Here is a 13,125-nt window from a genome sequence, read left to right as displayed (position 1 = left end):
AGGAGTCTTCCGGTCACATCGTTACGTCCTCAACCCTGCCAGCGTCATTGCCTGTCGGAGGGCGAACGCGACAGCTCCCAGTGCCAGCACCGACCCAAGCCAGATGGCAAACATCCAGGCAAGTTGACGGATCTTCATTAAAATCATCGCCATCAATGGTATTCCTCCCCTTGTCGGGTCTTTCCCCGGAAAACGTAGTAGGACCAAGTCGTGTACATCAACACGAACGGCAGGACGAATAGCGTGCCAACCAAGGCGAAACCCGCGCTTTCCGGTGGTGCCGCAGCTTCCCAGATGGTGATAGAGGGCGGGATAATATTGGGCCACATGCTGATGGCGAGGCCGCTATAACCGAGGAATATGATTAGCAGTGAGAGGATAAAAGGCCCGGCACCGGGGTCGCGCTTCTGTAGCAGGCGCAACTGAAGCCAGGTGGCCACGAGTACAAGCAGCGGCACGGGCGTAAAGTAGACTAAGTTCGAGGGCGCAAACCAGCGGGCCAGGATCTGCTGATGCCCCAAGGGAGTCCAGACACTGACAATGACAATGGCGGCCAGAAGCGCGATAGATATCCAGACAGAGAGATCACGCATCCGTCGCTGCAGGTCATCCGAGGTCTTCATCACCACCCATGTCGAGCCAAGCAAGGCGTAGGCGACGACCACTCCGAGGCCTGTGAAGACACTGAATGGTGTAATGCAGTCGAGGGAGCCGCCTGCAAAGACCTCACCGTCGATTGCGAAGCCATTGATGAATGCCCCAAGCGCGATGCCTTGCGAAAAAGCTGCGACGTATGAACTGGACGCAAATGCCTTGTCCCAAAAAGGCTTCCGCAGTTCGGTTGCCTTGAACCGAAACTCGAACGACACGCCGCGCCAGATCAGCCCGGCGAGCATAGCCATAAGTGGAAGGTACAACGCGCTCAGGAGAAGGGAATAAGCGAGCGGGAAGGCCGCGAACATTGCCGCGCCGCCGAGCACCAGCCAGGTTTCGTTGCCGTCCCAAACGGGTGCGATGGAATTGATCATCGTATCCCGCTGGGCGCGATCCGTCACGAAGGGAAAGAGGATCCCGACACCGAGATCGAATCCATCCATGATCACATACATCATCAGACCGAAGCCAATGATGATTGCCCAGGTTAGGGGTAGGTCAATGCCCATCTTTGTCTTCTCCGCTCAGCCTTGGGATGTGGTTTCAATTTCGTCGGGAGCCGCCGAGAGCGGACGAGCCGGACGGCCCTTCTGGCCGGGATCGGTGGTATTCCCTTCGCCAAACGCCTGCGGCCCGGCACCGACGAGTTTCAGCATGAAAGCGATGCCCGTGCCGAAAACGAAGAAGTACATGACCACGAACATCACCAACGTCGATGTGAGCGCCATGACCGAATGGTTGGACACTGCATCCCGAGTTCGCATGACGCCGTAGACGACCCACGGCTGTCTTCCAACCTCTGTTGTGATCCACCCGGCGATGATAGCCACCAGGCCCATCGGGCCCATAAGGAGCGCAAACCGCCAAAGCCACCGGGACGAGTACAATACTCCAGTCCAGCGAGCCAATAGTCCTGCCGAAGCCAGGAGGAGCATCAGAACCCCGAGGCCGACCATTCCACGGAACGAAAAGAAGACAATCGTTGAGTTAGGGCGGTCTTCAGGGGCGAACTCCTTGAGGCCGGGGATTGTACCGGTAAGGCTATGAGTGAGGATCAGGCTGCCGAGGTAGGGGATCTCGATCGAATACCTGGTTTTCTCGGCCGCCATGTCGGGAATCCCGAAGACAATTAGGGGAAGACTCTGTTGGTGGGGTTGATTCTGCCAATGGCCCTCGATGGCTGCTATTTTCGCAGGCTGATGTTTGAGTGTGTTAACGCCGTGGGCGTCTCCCACGAACATCTGGATGGGTGTCACGACGAGTAACATCCACATGGCCATCGAGAACATCTTGCGGACGGCGGGATTGTCCGTGCCGCGAAGCATATGCCAAGCGGCCGATGCCGAGACAAAGAGAGCTGTCGCGAGATACGCGGCGAGGGCCATGTGGGCCAGCCTGAAGGGGAACGAGGAATTGAAGATGACGGCAAGCCAATCGGTTGGCACGACCCGTCCGTCGAGGATTGCAAAGCCCTGGGGCGTCTGCATCCAGCTGTTCGAAGCAAGAATCCACGTCGTGGAGATAAGCGTCCCCAAGGAAACCATCGCTGTCGCGAAAAGGTGGAGGCCGGGGCCGACCTTCTTCCAACCGAAAAGCATCACGCCGAGAAACCCAGCTTCCAGAAAGAAAGCCGTCAAAACCTCGTAGGTAAGCAAGGGGCCCGTCACGCCACCGGCAAACTTCGAGAAGTTGCTCCAGTTGGTTCCGAACTCGTAAGCCATGGTGATGCCGGACACGACACCCATGGCGAAATTGACCGCAAATATCTTGAGCCAGAAATGGTAGAGGTCGAGGTAGACGGTGTTTCTCTTCCAAAGCCACAGGCTTTCGAGCACTACGAGGTAGCTCGCAAGCCCGATCGTGATCGCCGGGAAAATGATGTGGACCGCGACTGTGAAAGCAAATTGCATCCTGGCGAGTTCAAACGCCCCGATATCCGGCATGACTGGTTCCTCGGCTTGCGTATTCACCCCATGCAGAAGCCTGCGGATGAATTCGATGTTTCGTGACACGTGACCACGACCGACGGACCAAACAATCAGACGCGGGTATAGGCCACGAATGCCCGAAGATGGATTGAAACAATGAGCGGTGGACCAGCGTGCGCCTGGGGCATCACCTCCGAGCCGGAAAAAGCTGGCGATTTCGCCAGCTTTCGATTTCTCTGGAGCCGTAGATCAGTGCTCGATAATGTCCCAGTCGGCCATTCCTGTGCCTTTCATCTCCTGCTGTACTAGGCTGTGGCTCGTTAGCGGGCCACCGTATTGGTGCAGCAGTCCACCCTCGCTGAATTTACCGAGGTCGATAGCAGCAAACCCCAGTCGCTCCATTAGCTGGACCACGATCTGCTTCGCTTCGGGTTGATCACCCGAAATGAAGAGCGTGCGCCGCCCATAGCCGCGACCGTCGTCTGGCTCCCGGGCTAGTATCCGAGCGAGGACGTGATTGAAGCCTTTCACGACGCTTGCATGAGGAGCGAGCTTGGCAACAACGGCGGAGGAGGGGATTCCGCCGAGGTCGGCCGGACCGAACGTCTTGAAGTCGATGGCGTTGGTGGCATCAACGATTACGCGGCCGCTCCAACTAGACCCTTCCCGAAGGACATCCTTCACAGCCTCGAACGGCACTGCGAGGATAACGACATCCGCCCCGAGGGCGGATGTCAGGTCGCTGGGAACGATCGCCGATCCCAGTTGATCGGCCAGGGTCTTCAAGGATTCCGGACCGCGGGTGTTGGCCACGGACACGGGGATGTTTGCCTTCGCGAAATGACCGGCGATAGCCGAGCCGATCGCGCCGGAGCCGATGATCGAGTATCTCATCACGTGATCCTCAAGCCCTGATGAAGGCTAGGACGTCGGCGTTGAAAGTATCTGGATCGACTTGAGCCAATCCATGGGAGCCGCCCTTGTAGACCTTGAACTCGGCACCCTTCACGATCTTTGCTGTCTTCGCGCCGGCTGCCGCAATCGGGACGATCTGGTCGTCGTCGCCGTGGATTACCAGTGTCGGCTTGTCGATCTTCTTGAGGTCGGCGGTGTAATTCACTTCCGAGAATTCGCGAATGCAATCGTACTCGCCCTTGATGCCACCCTGCATGCCCATGGCCCAGAAGGACTCGCGCAGGCCTTCCTTCACGGTCGCGCCATCGCGGTTGAAGCCGTAAAACGGGACGGAGAGATCCTTGAAGAACTGCGCGCGGTTGCTTGCGGTGCCCTTGCGGATGTCGTTGAACACTTCGATCGGGGTGCCTTCGGGATTGCTTTCGGTCTTGAGCATGAGCGGCGGAACGGCTGCAAGCAGCACCACCTTGGCAACGCGCTTCGAACCGTGACGGCCGATGTAGTGAGCCACTTCGCCGCCGCCGGTCGAGTGACCGATCATGATCAGGTCCTTGAGATCCAGCTTTTCGATAAGTTCCGCCAGATCGTCGGCATACTGGTCCATGTTGTTGCCGTCCCACGGCTGGTCGGAAGCGCCGTGCCCGCGGCGGTCGTGCGCGATTACGCGAAAGCCGTTCATTCCGAAGAAAAGCATCTGCGCGTCCCAGGCGTCGCCGGCGAGCGGCCAGCCGTGCGAGAACAGGATCGGTTGGCCCTTGCCCCAATCCTTGTAAGCGATCTTGGTGCCGTCTTTAACTGAGATGAAGCTCATCGGTGTCATTCCTTTTTTCGGGGGGTGCTTAGCAGCTTGGGCGTTGAACGGGATTGCGACAGCTGCCGCGACGGCTGCCCCGGCGAGCAGGGCATCGCGACGCGAAATCTCGATTGCGGGCGTCATATCGTGTCTTCTAATTCGAGGGCGGAGAGGGCTTGAAAAAGCTTCTCTGTGAGGACTAGCGCGACGACGGCGCGCCGGAAATCCTACCTGCGCATAGCGCGATCATACCCGCGTATAGGTGGGCAGCGTGACCTCGAAGATCGATCCACGCGTCTCGTCCAGGCGTGCGGATATCGATCCGCCATGTGCCTCCACGATCGTGCGGGCAACGGAGAGGCCAATCCCCATGCCATCGCCCTTGGTGGTGTAGAAAGGATCGAAGAGACCGGCCGAATTTGCGGTTTCGAATCCGGGACCGTTATCGCGGACCTGCAAAATCAGCCCCCGTGCTGAGGCTGAGCAAATCAACCGGATGATGCGCCTGCCGCTCTGATCGCGCATTGCCTGGGCAGCATTGACGATCAAGTTGATCAGGACCTGCTGGATCTGGATCGGATCGGCGGTGATGCACGTGTCGACCGGAAGACGCTCGACCAGAAGCTCGCAGCCCAACCTCGATATTTCGCGGTGGACGAGTTTCTCGACGTCGGCAAGCAGGTCGTCGAAGTGGCATTCCACTCGCTTGGGCTCGCCCTTTCGGGCCATGGACCTCGTTCGGTCGATGATCTGAGCTGCCCGCTCGGCCTCGGCGATCACCCGCTTGAGCGCCTCTTTCGCTTCATCCAGGTCAGGGGCACCTCGGTTCAGCCACCGAAGAGCCGCGTTTCCATTGGTCATTACGGCACCGAGCGGCTGGTTGACCTCGTGGGCAATCGAGGCCGCTAGCTGACCCAGCGTCGAAACACGCGACGAGTGTGCGAGCTCTGCTTCCAGCCGCGACAGACGGCGATCTTGGGCGTTCCGGTAGGAAGTGTCGACGGTGCCGAGGGTCAGCGTGTTGCAAAACCCGTCTTTTTTCGGGAAACTCGCGGTCAAAAGGACTTCGACAGGTTCGCCGTCAAGCCGGCGCAAAACCGTCTCGTTTTCGAAGCTCGTCTCACCCTTCAGATAGGCGACCAAGTTTGCTGCGACCACTGACTCTGTTCCCGCCGGCACGAAACGGCCGAGCATAAGCCCCTTCATGTCCGACTCTTCCACACCAAAGAGCTGGCGGGCCTTCAGGTTGATGTTGAGCACCGGGATATTGTCGACGGCCTGGCGCATGAAAGCCGGGTTGTCGTAGAGATGCTGGATCGGATCGTGCCACCCGCTGAGCGCGATAGCCTCGAGCGACTTCTTGACGCCTCTGAAGTCCAGTTCCCAGTAGCCGATCGCCGAGGCTCCGAACATGCTCTCGAACATGTACTGCTGGTCGTCCATGTCGAAGACGAAAGCGTAAAACCCCGTCATCTTGCCGTTATGGATTTGAGGGACATAGCGAACCGAAGCGGAATGCGGCGTGCCGTCGGCGTGCAGGATGTCCGCGAGGAAGGTTACCTGCTCTCCGAGGGAAAGTCGGGATATGTGCTCTGGCTGCTTGGCTGCGACGTCTTGTCCAAGGAGTTCCCCAACGCTGCGGCCGATCTGGCTTTGGGGCTCGCGACCGTACCAGTTGCGGTGGAAACCATTGGCGTAGCGGCAGATATTGTTCACGTCGAAGAACGAAATCAGGGCGGGAACGCGATCGGAAATAGCGGGATCGTGATGGTCCATGTATGGCGACATTCGTTGACTGAAAGGGCACCTATAACTAAGAATGACGGCCATGCAAACACACAGTTCCAAGCCAATTCAAACCGTCTTTGTCGTCGACGATGACGACGGCATGCGAAACGGTATCGACACCCTCGTCAGGTCGGTCGGCTATCGGACCAGCCATTTTCCCAGCGCAGCGGCGTTCTTCGGCTCGGGCCAATACAGCGAGCCGGGGTGCCTCCTATTGGATGTCAGACTACCCGGCATGAGCGGCCTGGAATTCCAGGAGCTTCTCGCCGAGCGAGGCGTCCGGATGCCGATCGTTTTCATGACGGGCCATGGCGATATTCCCATGTCCGTACGGACGATGAAGGCGGGTGCGGTGGATTTCCTGACCAAGCCGTTTCGCGAGCAAGATATGCTCGAAGCATTGCAAGCGGCGCTGAACCGCGATTTGAAGATCCGAGCCGAACTGGACATCACGGCGGACTGCAGGAAGCGGTATGAAAGCCTGACGAGCAGAGAACGGGAAGTCCTCGAACTCGTCATGCAAGGTAAGATGAACAAGCAAATCGCCTTCGATCTCGGTCTCAGCGAAATCACGGTGAAGATCCACCGTGGAAATGCCATTCGAAAAATGGGAGCTAGGTCGATCCCGCAGCTCGTGAAGCTGGTTGAAGCGGGGCGGTTGTCTTAGACAACGCGCAACATTAATCCTCTCGTATAATTCAAAAGTTCGTGTTTGGACCTTAATGGTCGGTGTATGTCGCCTTTGGGAGGGCTTTTTGAAGTGACATCGCCGCTCATCAGTATCGTCGACGACGACGTCGGAATGCGAACGTCGCTGGATGGCCTCGTTCGGAGCCTCGGTTATCGTGTCAGCTGTTTCACATGCGCCGAAGACTTCATCGCTTCAGACGCTCTCGATGAATCCTGCTGTATCATCGCTGACGTCCAGATGCGTGACATCAGCGGTATTGAGCTCTGCTGGCTTGTCCAGGAGCGGTACCGAAGCCAGGCTGGCGTTCCCGTAATCCTGATATCTGCGTTCCGCGATGAGAGGATGCAGGCGGGCGCGAAAGCTGCAGGCGCGGTAGTTCTGCTTCGCAAGCCATTCGATGGGGATGAGCTGGTGAGGTACATCGAGGCCGCTGCTTCGCGCTTTGTTTAATCGACAGGCCACTCATTTCCCAAGCAAATTTGTTCTCCTATTGTTCTATCTCGGTAGGCTAGCTAATATGCGGCCATGAACGGAGTCGAGACACTAGGAGAGGCATTGAACGCTGGCTGGCAGCTATCGGCAAGCTGCGGAGGCGGCACGATGGATACAGGCAGTTCAAGCCGTAAATGCGACTGGAAACACAGCCTCGACATGATGACGCTTGTTGCGACCCGGGGCCGTGATTTCCCGATACTGAATCTTGCCGCTCGCCTGCGTTGCCCACGATGCGGCTCGCGAAGATTGCGCGTCATGTTTCTTCCGCCTTCCGCCGCTCCTCGCCACAGGGCGACAGCCGGCTAGAAATGCGAGTTTGTCGCCAGATTGAACAGCATGGCGGGGAGCCCGAAGCCGCGGCTGCGAGGGCGTGCTTGGCGCATTCAAGCGCTGGGATTTCATTGTCGAAACTACTCGCGGGGACATCAGCCGGCAGGGAATGAAGGACCGGATGAGGATCCGGCCCTTCATTGAGTTCAAGCTGTCTTAGGCAGCCGCAGGGACCGCTGCTTTGGGCTTCCAGCGTGACCGCAACAGTACGTAGAACACTGGCGTCAGGAAGAGGCCAAATATCGTGACTCCGAGCATCCCGAAGAAGACGGCAGTACCAAGGGACTGCCGCATCTCCGCTCCGGGACCAGTCGCGATCATCAGCGGTAGAACCCCGAAAATGAAGGCGAAGGCAGTCATAAGGATCGGCCGGAGGCGAAGGCGCGTAGCCTCGACAGCCGCCTCCACAGCGGACCTGCCTTCCTCCTGTGCCTGCCTGGCGAACTCGACGATAAGGATCGCGTTCTTGGCTGCTAGTCCGATGAGGACAATGAGACCGATCTGGGTCAGGATGTTGTTATCCAGGCCGCGGAAATGCACGCCTAGAAGGGCTGCCAGAATGGCCAATGGAACGATCAGGATGATCGCCAGCGGCAAAGTCCAGCTTTCGTACTGGGCCGCCAGGGCCAGGAAGACGAAGACGACCGAAAGGGCGAAGATGTAGATCGCTGTGTTTCCGGTATTCGCTTCCTGATACGCCAGTTCCGTCCACTCGAATGCCGTTCCGGCGGGCAGCATGTCCTTGGCGAGGCCTTCCATTTTGGCGAGCGCTTCGCCGGTTGACACGCCGAGCCCAGGATTTCCCTGCACCGGCACCGAGACGTACATGTTGTAGTGCTGCACGAGAGTTGGACCGTTGGTGTCCTTGATATCGACCAAGGTCCCCAACGGTACCAACGCACCCGTCGCCGACCTGACCTTGAGGCCGAGTATGTCGTCGCGGTCCATACGGTACTGCTGGTCGGCTTGAGCTCGCACTTGATAAACCCGGCCGAATGCATTGAAGTCATTAACATAAGACGTGCCGAGATTGATCGACAAGGTGTCGAAGATGTTCGGGATTGGGACGTTCAGCATCTGGGCCTTCTCGCGGTCGATGGCGAGGAAGTACTGCGGGCTGTTGGCCGAGAACGTCGTGAAGACGCCCGTGAGGCCCTCGGTCTGGTTCGCCTTGCCCATCAGCTGATAGGCAAGCCCGAGAACGCGGCGCATGTCCGAGGTTTCACGGTCGACGAGTTGCATCTTGAAGCCGCCGCCGTTACCGATACCGCGAACCGACGGCGGAGGAATGGCGATGATGAAGGCTTCGCGGATGGACTGCAGCTTTCCGTACATCTCGCTGATGATGCCGTTAGCCGTCTGATGTCGTTCGAGGCGCTCGTCGAATCCGTCGAAGGTTGCGAAGATGACGCCTGCGTTCGATGCGTTGGTGAAAGTCGCCCCGTTAAAGCCAGCGAAGGCGACGGTGTGTGCGACACCCGGGACGGCCTTGATGATCGATGTAGCCTTTGCCATCGCTTCGTCGGTTCTTGCTAGCGACGAGCCATCCGGGAGCTGTAGCACGATGATGGCATAGCCCTGATCCCCACCTGGAATGAAGCCACGGGGAACGGTGGTTCCCATGTAGTAAGTCGCTCCGATTAAGCCCAGGAAGACGACAATGGCCGCGCTCAGCGCCACCTTCGTCTGTACTAGATGCCTGACCACCCAGGAGTATCCATGGCTCAACCGGTCGAAACTGTTGTTGAAACCGTCCGCTACCTTTCCGAACGACCGTGCGAGGACGTTCTTGCGACCGGTGCCGTGGTCATGTGGCTTGAGTAAAAGCGCGGCGAGGGCGGGCGAGAGGGTGAGCGAGTTGAAGGCCGATATAGCCGTGGCGACCGAGATCGTCACCGCGAACTGCCTGTAGAACTGTCCGGAAATGCCCGGGATGAAGGCAGTCGGGACGAACACCGCGATAAGCACAAGCGAGATCGCGACGACGGCGGTGCCGACTTCGTTCATGGTAACGTGAGAGGCATCCCGGGGGGACATCCCCGCCGCGAGATTTCGCTCGACGTTCTCGACCACGACGATCGCGTCGTCCACAACGATACCGATGGCAAGAACCAATCCGAAGAGCGTCAGCATGTTCAGCGAGAAACCGAAAGCAAGCAGGAAGGCGAAGGTACCGATCAACGAAACCGGGATCGCGACGATGGGGATCAGCGCCGTGCGCCAGGATTGCAGGAAGACAAGGACCACGATCGCGACGAGGATCGCGGCTTCGATGATCGTTCGGTAGACCTCCTCGATCGAAGCTGAAATGAACTCGGTCGGGTTATAGACGATCTGGTATTCGAGCCCCGGCGGGAAGTCTTTCGAAGCGGTAGCCATTGTCGCCCTGATCTGGTCTGCTGCTTGCAGGGCATTGGTTCCCGGTCGGGCAAAGACGGCGATCGCGACGGCCGACTTGCCGTCGAGATAGCTGTTGGTGACGTAATCCTTCGCGCCGAGTTCGATGCGAGCGACATCCTGCAACTGCACCAAGCGTCCCTGCGCGGTCGACTTCACGATGACATACCGGAACTGACGGGGATCGGAGAAGCGTCCTTGGGTCGTCACCGTATACTGGAACGCGTTCTGGCTCGCCGCCGGCGGTGCTCCGATCGAGCCCCCGGAAACCTGTACGTTTTGATCGCGCAAGGCCTGTACGACGTCGGACGCGGTCATGCCGAAGCCCGAAAGTTTCTCCGGGTCGAGCCAGATGCGCAGCGAGTATTCGCGTTCGCCGAAAAGGATGACATCGCCGACGCCTTCAAGCCGGACCAGGCTGTCCCTGATGCGGTTGCGGGCGTAGTTCGAGACGTAGAGCTGGTCGTATCGGGCATTCGGGGACAACAGATGGACAACCATCATGATGTCCGGCGAACTCTTGGCCGTGGTGATGCCGATACGGCGAACCTCTTCCGGCAGTCGGGGCTCCGCGATCGAAACGCGGTTCTGAACCAGGACCTGCGCCTTGTCGAGATCGGTGCCGAGTTTGAAGGTAACCGTCAGCGTCATCTGGCCGTCTGCGGTCGAATATGAGGACATGTAGAGCATGTCTTCGACGCCGTTGACTTCCTGTTCGATAGGCGTGGCGACAACGTTTGCAATTGTCTCGGAATCCGCGCCCGGGTAGGACGTTCTGATCACGATCGTCGGCGGAGCGATCTCTGGGTACTGCGAGACGGGCAGCTGGAAGTACGCGATACCGCCTACGATGAGAAGAAGTATGGACACGACCGATGCGAAGATCGGCCGATCGATGAAGAAGTGAGCGAACCTCATTGGCCAGCCTCCACCGCCGAAGGGGCGGGGGCGTCAACGCGCTCAGGTGGCAGCTGCGTGAGTTCTGGATTGACTTTGCTTCCCGGCCTAGCGCGCATCAGGCCGTTGACGACAATCGTCTCTTCTCCGCTCAGTCCCTCGCGGATAGCACGATAGCCAAAGAGGCGGGGACCCGGCCGGACGGGCTTCGTGGTGACCGTACCGTCCGCTTCGACGACATAGACGACGCGCTGATTCTGATCGGACCCAATGGCCTCGTCCGGCACCAGGACGGCCCGGTAGGAATTCGACGCTTCGATCTGGGCGCGGCCAAAAAGACCCGGCTGTAGGACGAAGTTCGGGTTGGGAAAGCGCGCGCGGACCCGCATGGTGCCTGTTTCGTTATCCACGCGGTTCTCGGCGAAGTCCAGTTTGCCTACAAAAGGCTTGGCCATCGGGTCCGAGATCGAGACCTTGACGTCCAGACCGCCGCCGCCTTCCTGCAGGTCGGCCCCGCGACTCCTGGCAGTGTTGGCGAAGTTGAGCAGCCGGCGCTCATCGACATCGAAGTAGAAGTCGATCGGGTCCATGGAAACGATCGTGGTCAGGACCGACTGGTCGGCCTGGATAAGGTTGCCTGCCGACACCAGTCGCCTGTCGATGCGCCCGCTGATCGGTGCCGTGATTTGCGTGTATTCCATGTCCAGCGCCGCGCGGTCGGCGGCGGCCTGCGCACCCCTGACGTTGGCTTGTGCGGAAACCAGCTCGCGGCGACGGTCATCGAGAGTGGATACGGACTGGCTGCCACTTTGCGCCAGTGATTCAGCCCGCTTGAATTGGGCCTCGGCGAAGGTCAGGGTGGATTTGGCCACCTCGAGGGCAGCGTTAGCTTCGTTCTGGGCAGTGACGAAGGGCCGCTGGTCGATCACAAACAGGACGTCGCCTTTGTGGACGATGGTTCCGTCCTGGAAGCGCACTTCCTGCAGATAGCCCCCAACCCTTGCGCGGACGGATACCTGGTCGACCGCATCGAACCTGCCGATGAACTCGTCATTGTCAACGACGTCCCGCACGACGGGCTTTGCCGCGGTAACGGGCGGAGGTGCTTGCTCTTGCGCTGCCGCGATCGTTCCACAGGACGCGAAGGCGAGTAAGGCCAGCGCGAGGGTGTATCTTGAAGGGACGGGAACGCGCCCCAATTTGTGGATATGAGGGGCCTGCACGAGGGACGCCGTCATCTTGCTTCTCCGAGATTGTGATCACGCGCAAACTGGCGAAAACCTCGACTAGCCGGAATCCTACTGGGGTCTTAGAGCTTCATACGCGCGTATAATTGCGCGGAAGGTCGTCTCCTGCTCGGCTCAAGAGCCGGCTGATTGGTCGCGAGTTTTAACAGGTGGTGTCGATGGTCAGCGTGTGGTCGGTGGAGTGGCCGGAGGGATTGATGCCGGATGGCGAAGCTTGGGCAGACGCGACGGCAATGCTGGAGGACGGCACGGAGGACGTTCTCGTAACGAACGAAATGCCATTCGGCTTGTGGCACCCGACAAGGCATATGTTCAACGTTGACAGGGCTCGCGAGTGGGCCAACCTCCACGAAAGGTCCTTGGACGCGCTTTCCAGGCTTCCAGTCCGCTCGGTCATATCCTCCAGGCCGATCCTTTCAGGTAACAGGCTGGTCAACGAAGCCTTCGCGCCGGTAGACAGCCAATATCACTTCCTCCATCAAAAGCACTATTTCCCGGCGGAGAACGGCTGGCAGGAGCAGGCTTGGTTTGAAACGGCCAAGGAAGGTTTTGATGTTGCTGCCGTGGCGGGAGTGACTGTCGGTGTACTCCTCTGTACGGAGTTGATGTTTCCCGAGAAAGCTCGGTGGCTAGGCCAACTGGGTGCGGATCTTATTGCCGTCCCCCGGGCCACCGGGACCGATCACCGGATGTGGCGAACGGCAGCCAGCATGGCTGCGATCGTCAGCGGTGCGTATGTCGTGAGCTCGAACCGCGTCGGTCAGTACGACGCCGCAGCCCCGAATTTCGGGGGCGGCGGCATTGTGGTCGATGCCGACGGTCAGGAGGTCGCCATGGCAAACCGCCACCAGCCTGCGGTCAGGGTGGGTATCGACAAGGCATTGTCGGCGGCGGCGAAATCGAAATATCCAGTCTACGTGCGCTGAGGGTAGCTATAACTCCAGATCGAAGAAGGCGGACATGATCGAGCAGCACGAGGCGGCGCAGGCG

Annotated in this window: 11 protein-coding genes; 3 read left to right on the top strand and 8 right to left on the bottom strand. The window is 59.1% G+C overall.

From position 1 onward, the window contains the following. Positions 1-21: 21 nt before the first annotated feature. The 6 genes from AC244Q_RS13960 to AC244Q_RS13935 form a co-directional block, all read right to left on the bottom strand. Positions 22-153 carry a DUF2474 domain-containing protein gene (locus tag AC244Q_RS13960; protein WP_128406213.1) on the bottom strand — a complete coding sequence of 44 codons (132 nt, stop codon included), beginning with the start codon at positions 151-153 and terminating at the stop codon, positions 22-24. Beyond that, positions 153-1,163: a cytochrome d ubiquinol oxidase subunit II gene (cydB, locus tag AC244Q_RS13955; protein WP_128406214.1), complete on the bottom strand. Its 1,011-nt coding sequence runs from the start codon at positions 1,161-1,163 to the stop codon at positions 153-155. Before cydB ends, AC244Q_RS13960 begins: the two co-directional genes overlap by 1 nt. A 15-nt stretch (positions 1,164-1,178) precedes the next feature. After that, the gene (locus tag AC244Q_RS13950; protein ID WP_128406215.1) at positions 1,179-2,597 is read right to left on the bottom strand and encodes a cytochrome ubiquinol oxidase subunit I; all 1,419 of its coding nucleotides are present in this window, start codon (positions 2,595-2,597) and stop codon (positions 1,179-1,181) included. Between the two features lie 234 nt (positions 2,598-2,831). Beyond that, a complete protein-coding gene (locus AC244Q_RS13945) occupies positions 2,832-3,476 on the bottom strand; it encodes an NADPH-dependent F420 reductase (protein WP_245460441.1) in 645 nt (214 codons plus the stop codon). A gap of 10 nt (positions 3,477-3,486) precedes the next feature. Next, positions 3,487-4,308 (bottom strand): alpha/beta fold hydrolase, encoded by an 822-nt coding sequence (locus AC244Q_RS13940; protein WP_128406282.1) that lies wholly within the window; start codon positions 4,306-4,308, stop codon positions 3,487-3,489. 228 nt (positions 4,309-4,536) lie between these two features. After that, the gene (locus AC244Q_RS13935; RefSeq protein WP_164902293.1) at positions 4,537-6,066 is read right to left on the bottom strand and encodes a sensor histidine kinase; all 1,530 of its coding nucleotides are present in this window, start codon (positions 6,064-6,066) and stop codon (positions 4,537-4,539) included. Positions 6,067-6,109: 43 nt separating this feature from the next. Between AC244Q_RS13935 and AC244Q_RS13930 the strand changes: the two genes are divergently transcribed. Both AC244Q_RS13930 and AC244Q_RS13925 read left to right on the top strand, forming a co-directional pair. After that, the gene (locus AC244Q_RS13930) at positions 6,110-6,745 is read left to right on the top strand and encodes a response regulator transcription factor (RefSeq protein WP_128406218.1); all 636 of its coding nucleotides are present in this window, start codon (positions 6,110-6,112) and stop codon (positions 6,743-6,745) included. A 93-nt stretch (positions 6,746-6,838) separates the two neighbouring features. Beyond that, positions 6,839-7,219 (top strand): response regulator, encoded by a 381-nt coding sequence (locus AC244Q_RS13925; protein WP_164902294.1) that lies wholly within the window; start codon positions 6,839-6,841, stop codon positions 7,217-7,219. Between the two features lie 531 nt (positions 7,220-7,750). Here AC244Q_RS13925 and AC244Q_RS13920 read toward each other — a convergent pair. Further along, positions 7,751-10,909 carry an efflux RND transporter permease subunit gene (locus AC244Q_RS13920; RefSeq protein WP_128406221.1) on the bottom strand — a complete coding sequence of 1,053 codons (3,159 nt, stop codon included), beginning with the start codon at positions 10,907-10,909 and terminating at the stop codon, positions 7,751-7,753. Further along, the gene (locus AC244Q_RS13915) at positions 10,906-12,126 is read right to left on the bottom strand and encodes an efflux RND transporter periplasmic adaptor subunit (RefSeq protein ID WP_128406222.1); all 1,221 of its coding nucleotides are present in this window, start codon (positions 12,124-12,126) and stop codon (positions 10,906-10,908) included. Before AC244Q_RS13915 ends, AC244Q_RS13920 begins: the two co-directional genes overlap by 4 nt. Positions 12,127-12,332: 206 nt before the next feature. Between AC244Q_RS13915 and AC244Q_RS13910 the strand changes: the two genes are divergently transcribed. Beyond that, complete coding sequence (locus AC244Q_RS13910) at positions 12,333-13,061, top strand: carbon-nitrogen hydrolase family protein (RefSeq protein ID WP_164902295.1); 729 nt, start codon at positions 12,333-12,335, stop codon at positions 13,059-13,061. Positions 13,062-13,125 lie beyond the last annotated feature (64 nt).

The organism is Rhizobium sp. CB2179 (assembly GCF_057653455.1).
Note: the sequence above shows the minus strand (reverse complement) of the source record. Positions and strands in the feature narration are given on the sequence as shown.

Coding starts and splice junctions, on each gene's coding strand:
- AC244Q_RS13960 (WP_128406213.1), bottom strand. CDS start 153: ATGGCGATGATTTTAATGAAGATCCGTCAACTTGCCTGGATGTTTGCC.
- AC244Q_RS13915 (WP_128406222.1), bottom strand. CDS start 12,126: ATGACGGCGTCCCTCGTGCAGGCCCCTCATATCCACAAATTGGGGCGC.
- AC244Q_RS13930 (WP_128406218.1), top strand. CDS start 6,110: ATGACGGCCATGCAAACACACAGTTCCAAGCCAATTCAAACCGTCTTT.
- AC244Q_RS13935 (WP_164902293.1), bottom strand. CDS start 6,066: ATGGACCATCACGATCCCGCTATTTCCGATCGCGTTCCCGCCCTGATT.
- AC244Q_RS13940 (WP_128406282.1), bottom strand. CDS start 4,308: ATGAGCTTCATCTCAGTTAAAGACGGCACCAAGATCGCTTACAAGGAT.
- AC244Q_RS13920 (WP_128406221.1), bottom strand. CDS start 10,909: ATGAGGTTCGCTCACTTCTTCATCGATCGGCCGATCTTCGCATCGGTC.
- AC244Q_RS13950 (WP_128406215.1), bottom strand. CDS start 2,597: ATGCCGGATATCGGGGCGTTTGAACTCGCCAGGATGCAATTTGCTTTC.
- AC244Q_RS13910 (WP_164902295.1), top strand. CDS start 12,333: ATGCCGGATGGCGAAGCTTGGGCAGACGCGACGGCAATGCTGGAGGAC.
- cydB (WP_128406214.1), bottom strand. CDS start 1,163: ATGGGCATTGACCTACCCCTAACCTGGGCAATCATCATTGGCTTCGGT.
- AC244Q_RS13945 (WP_245460441.1), bottom strand. CDS start 3,476: ATGAGATACTCGATCATCGGCTCCGGCGCGATCGGCTCGGCTATCGCC.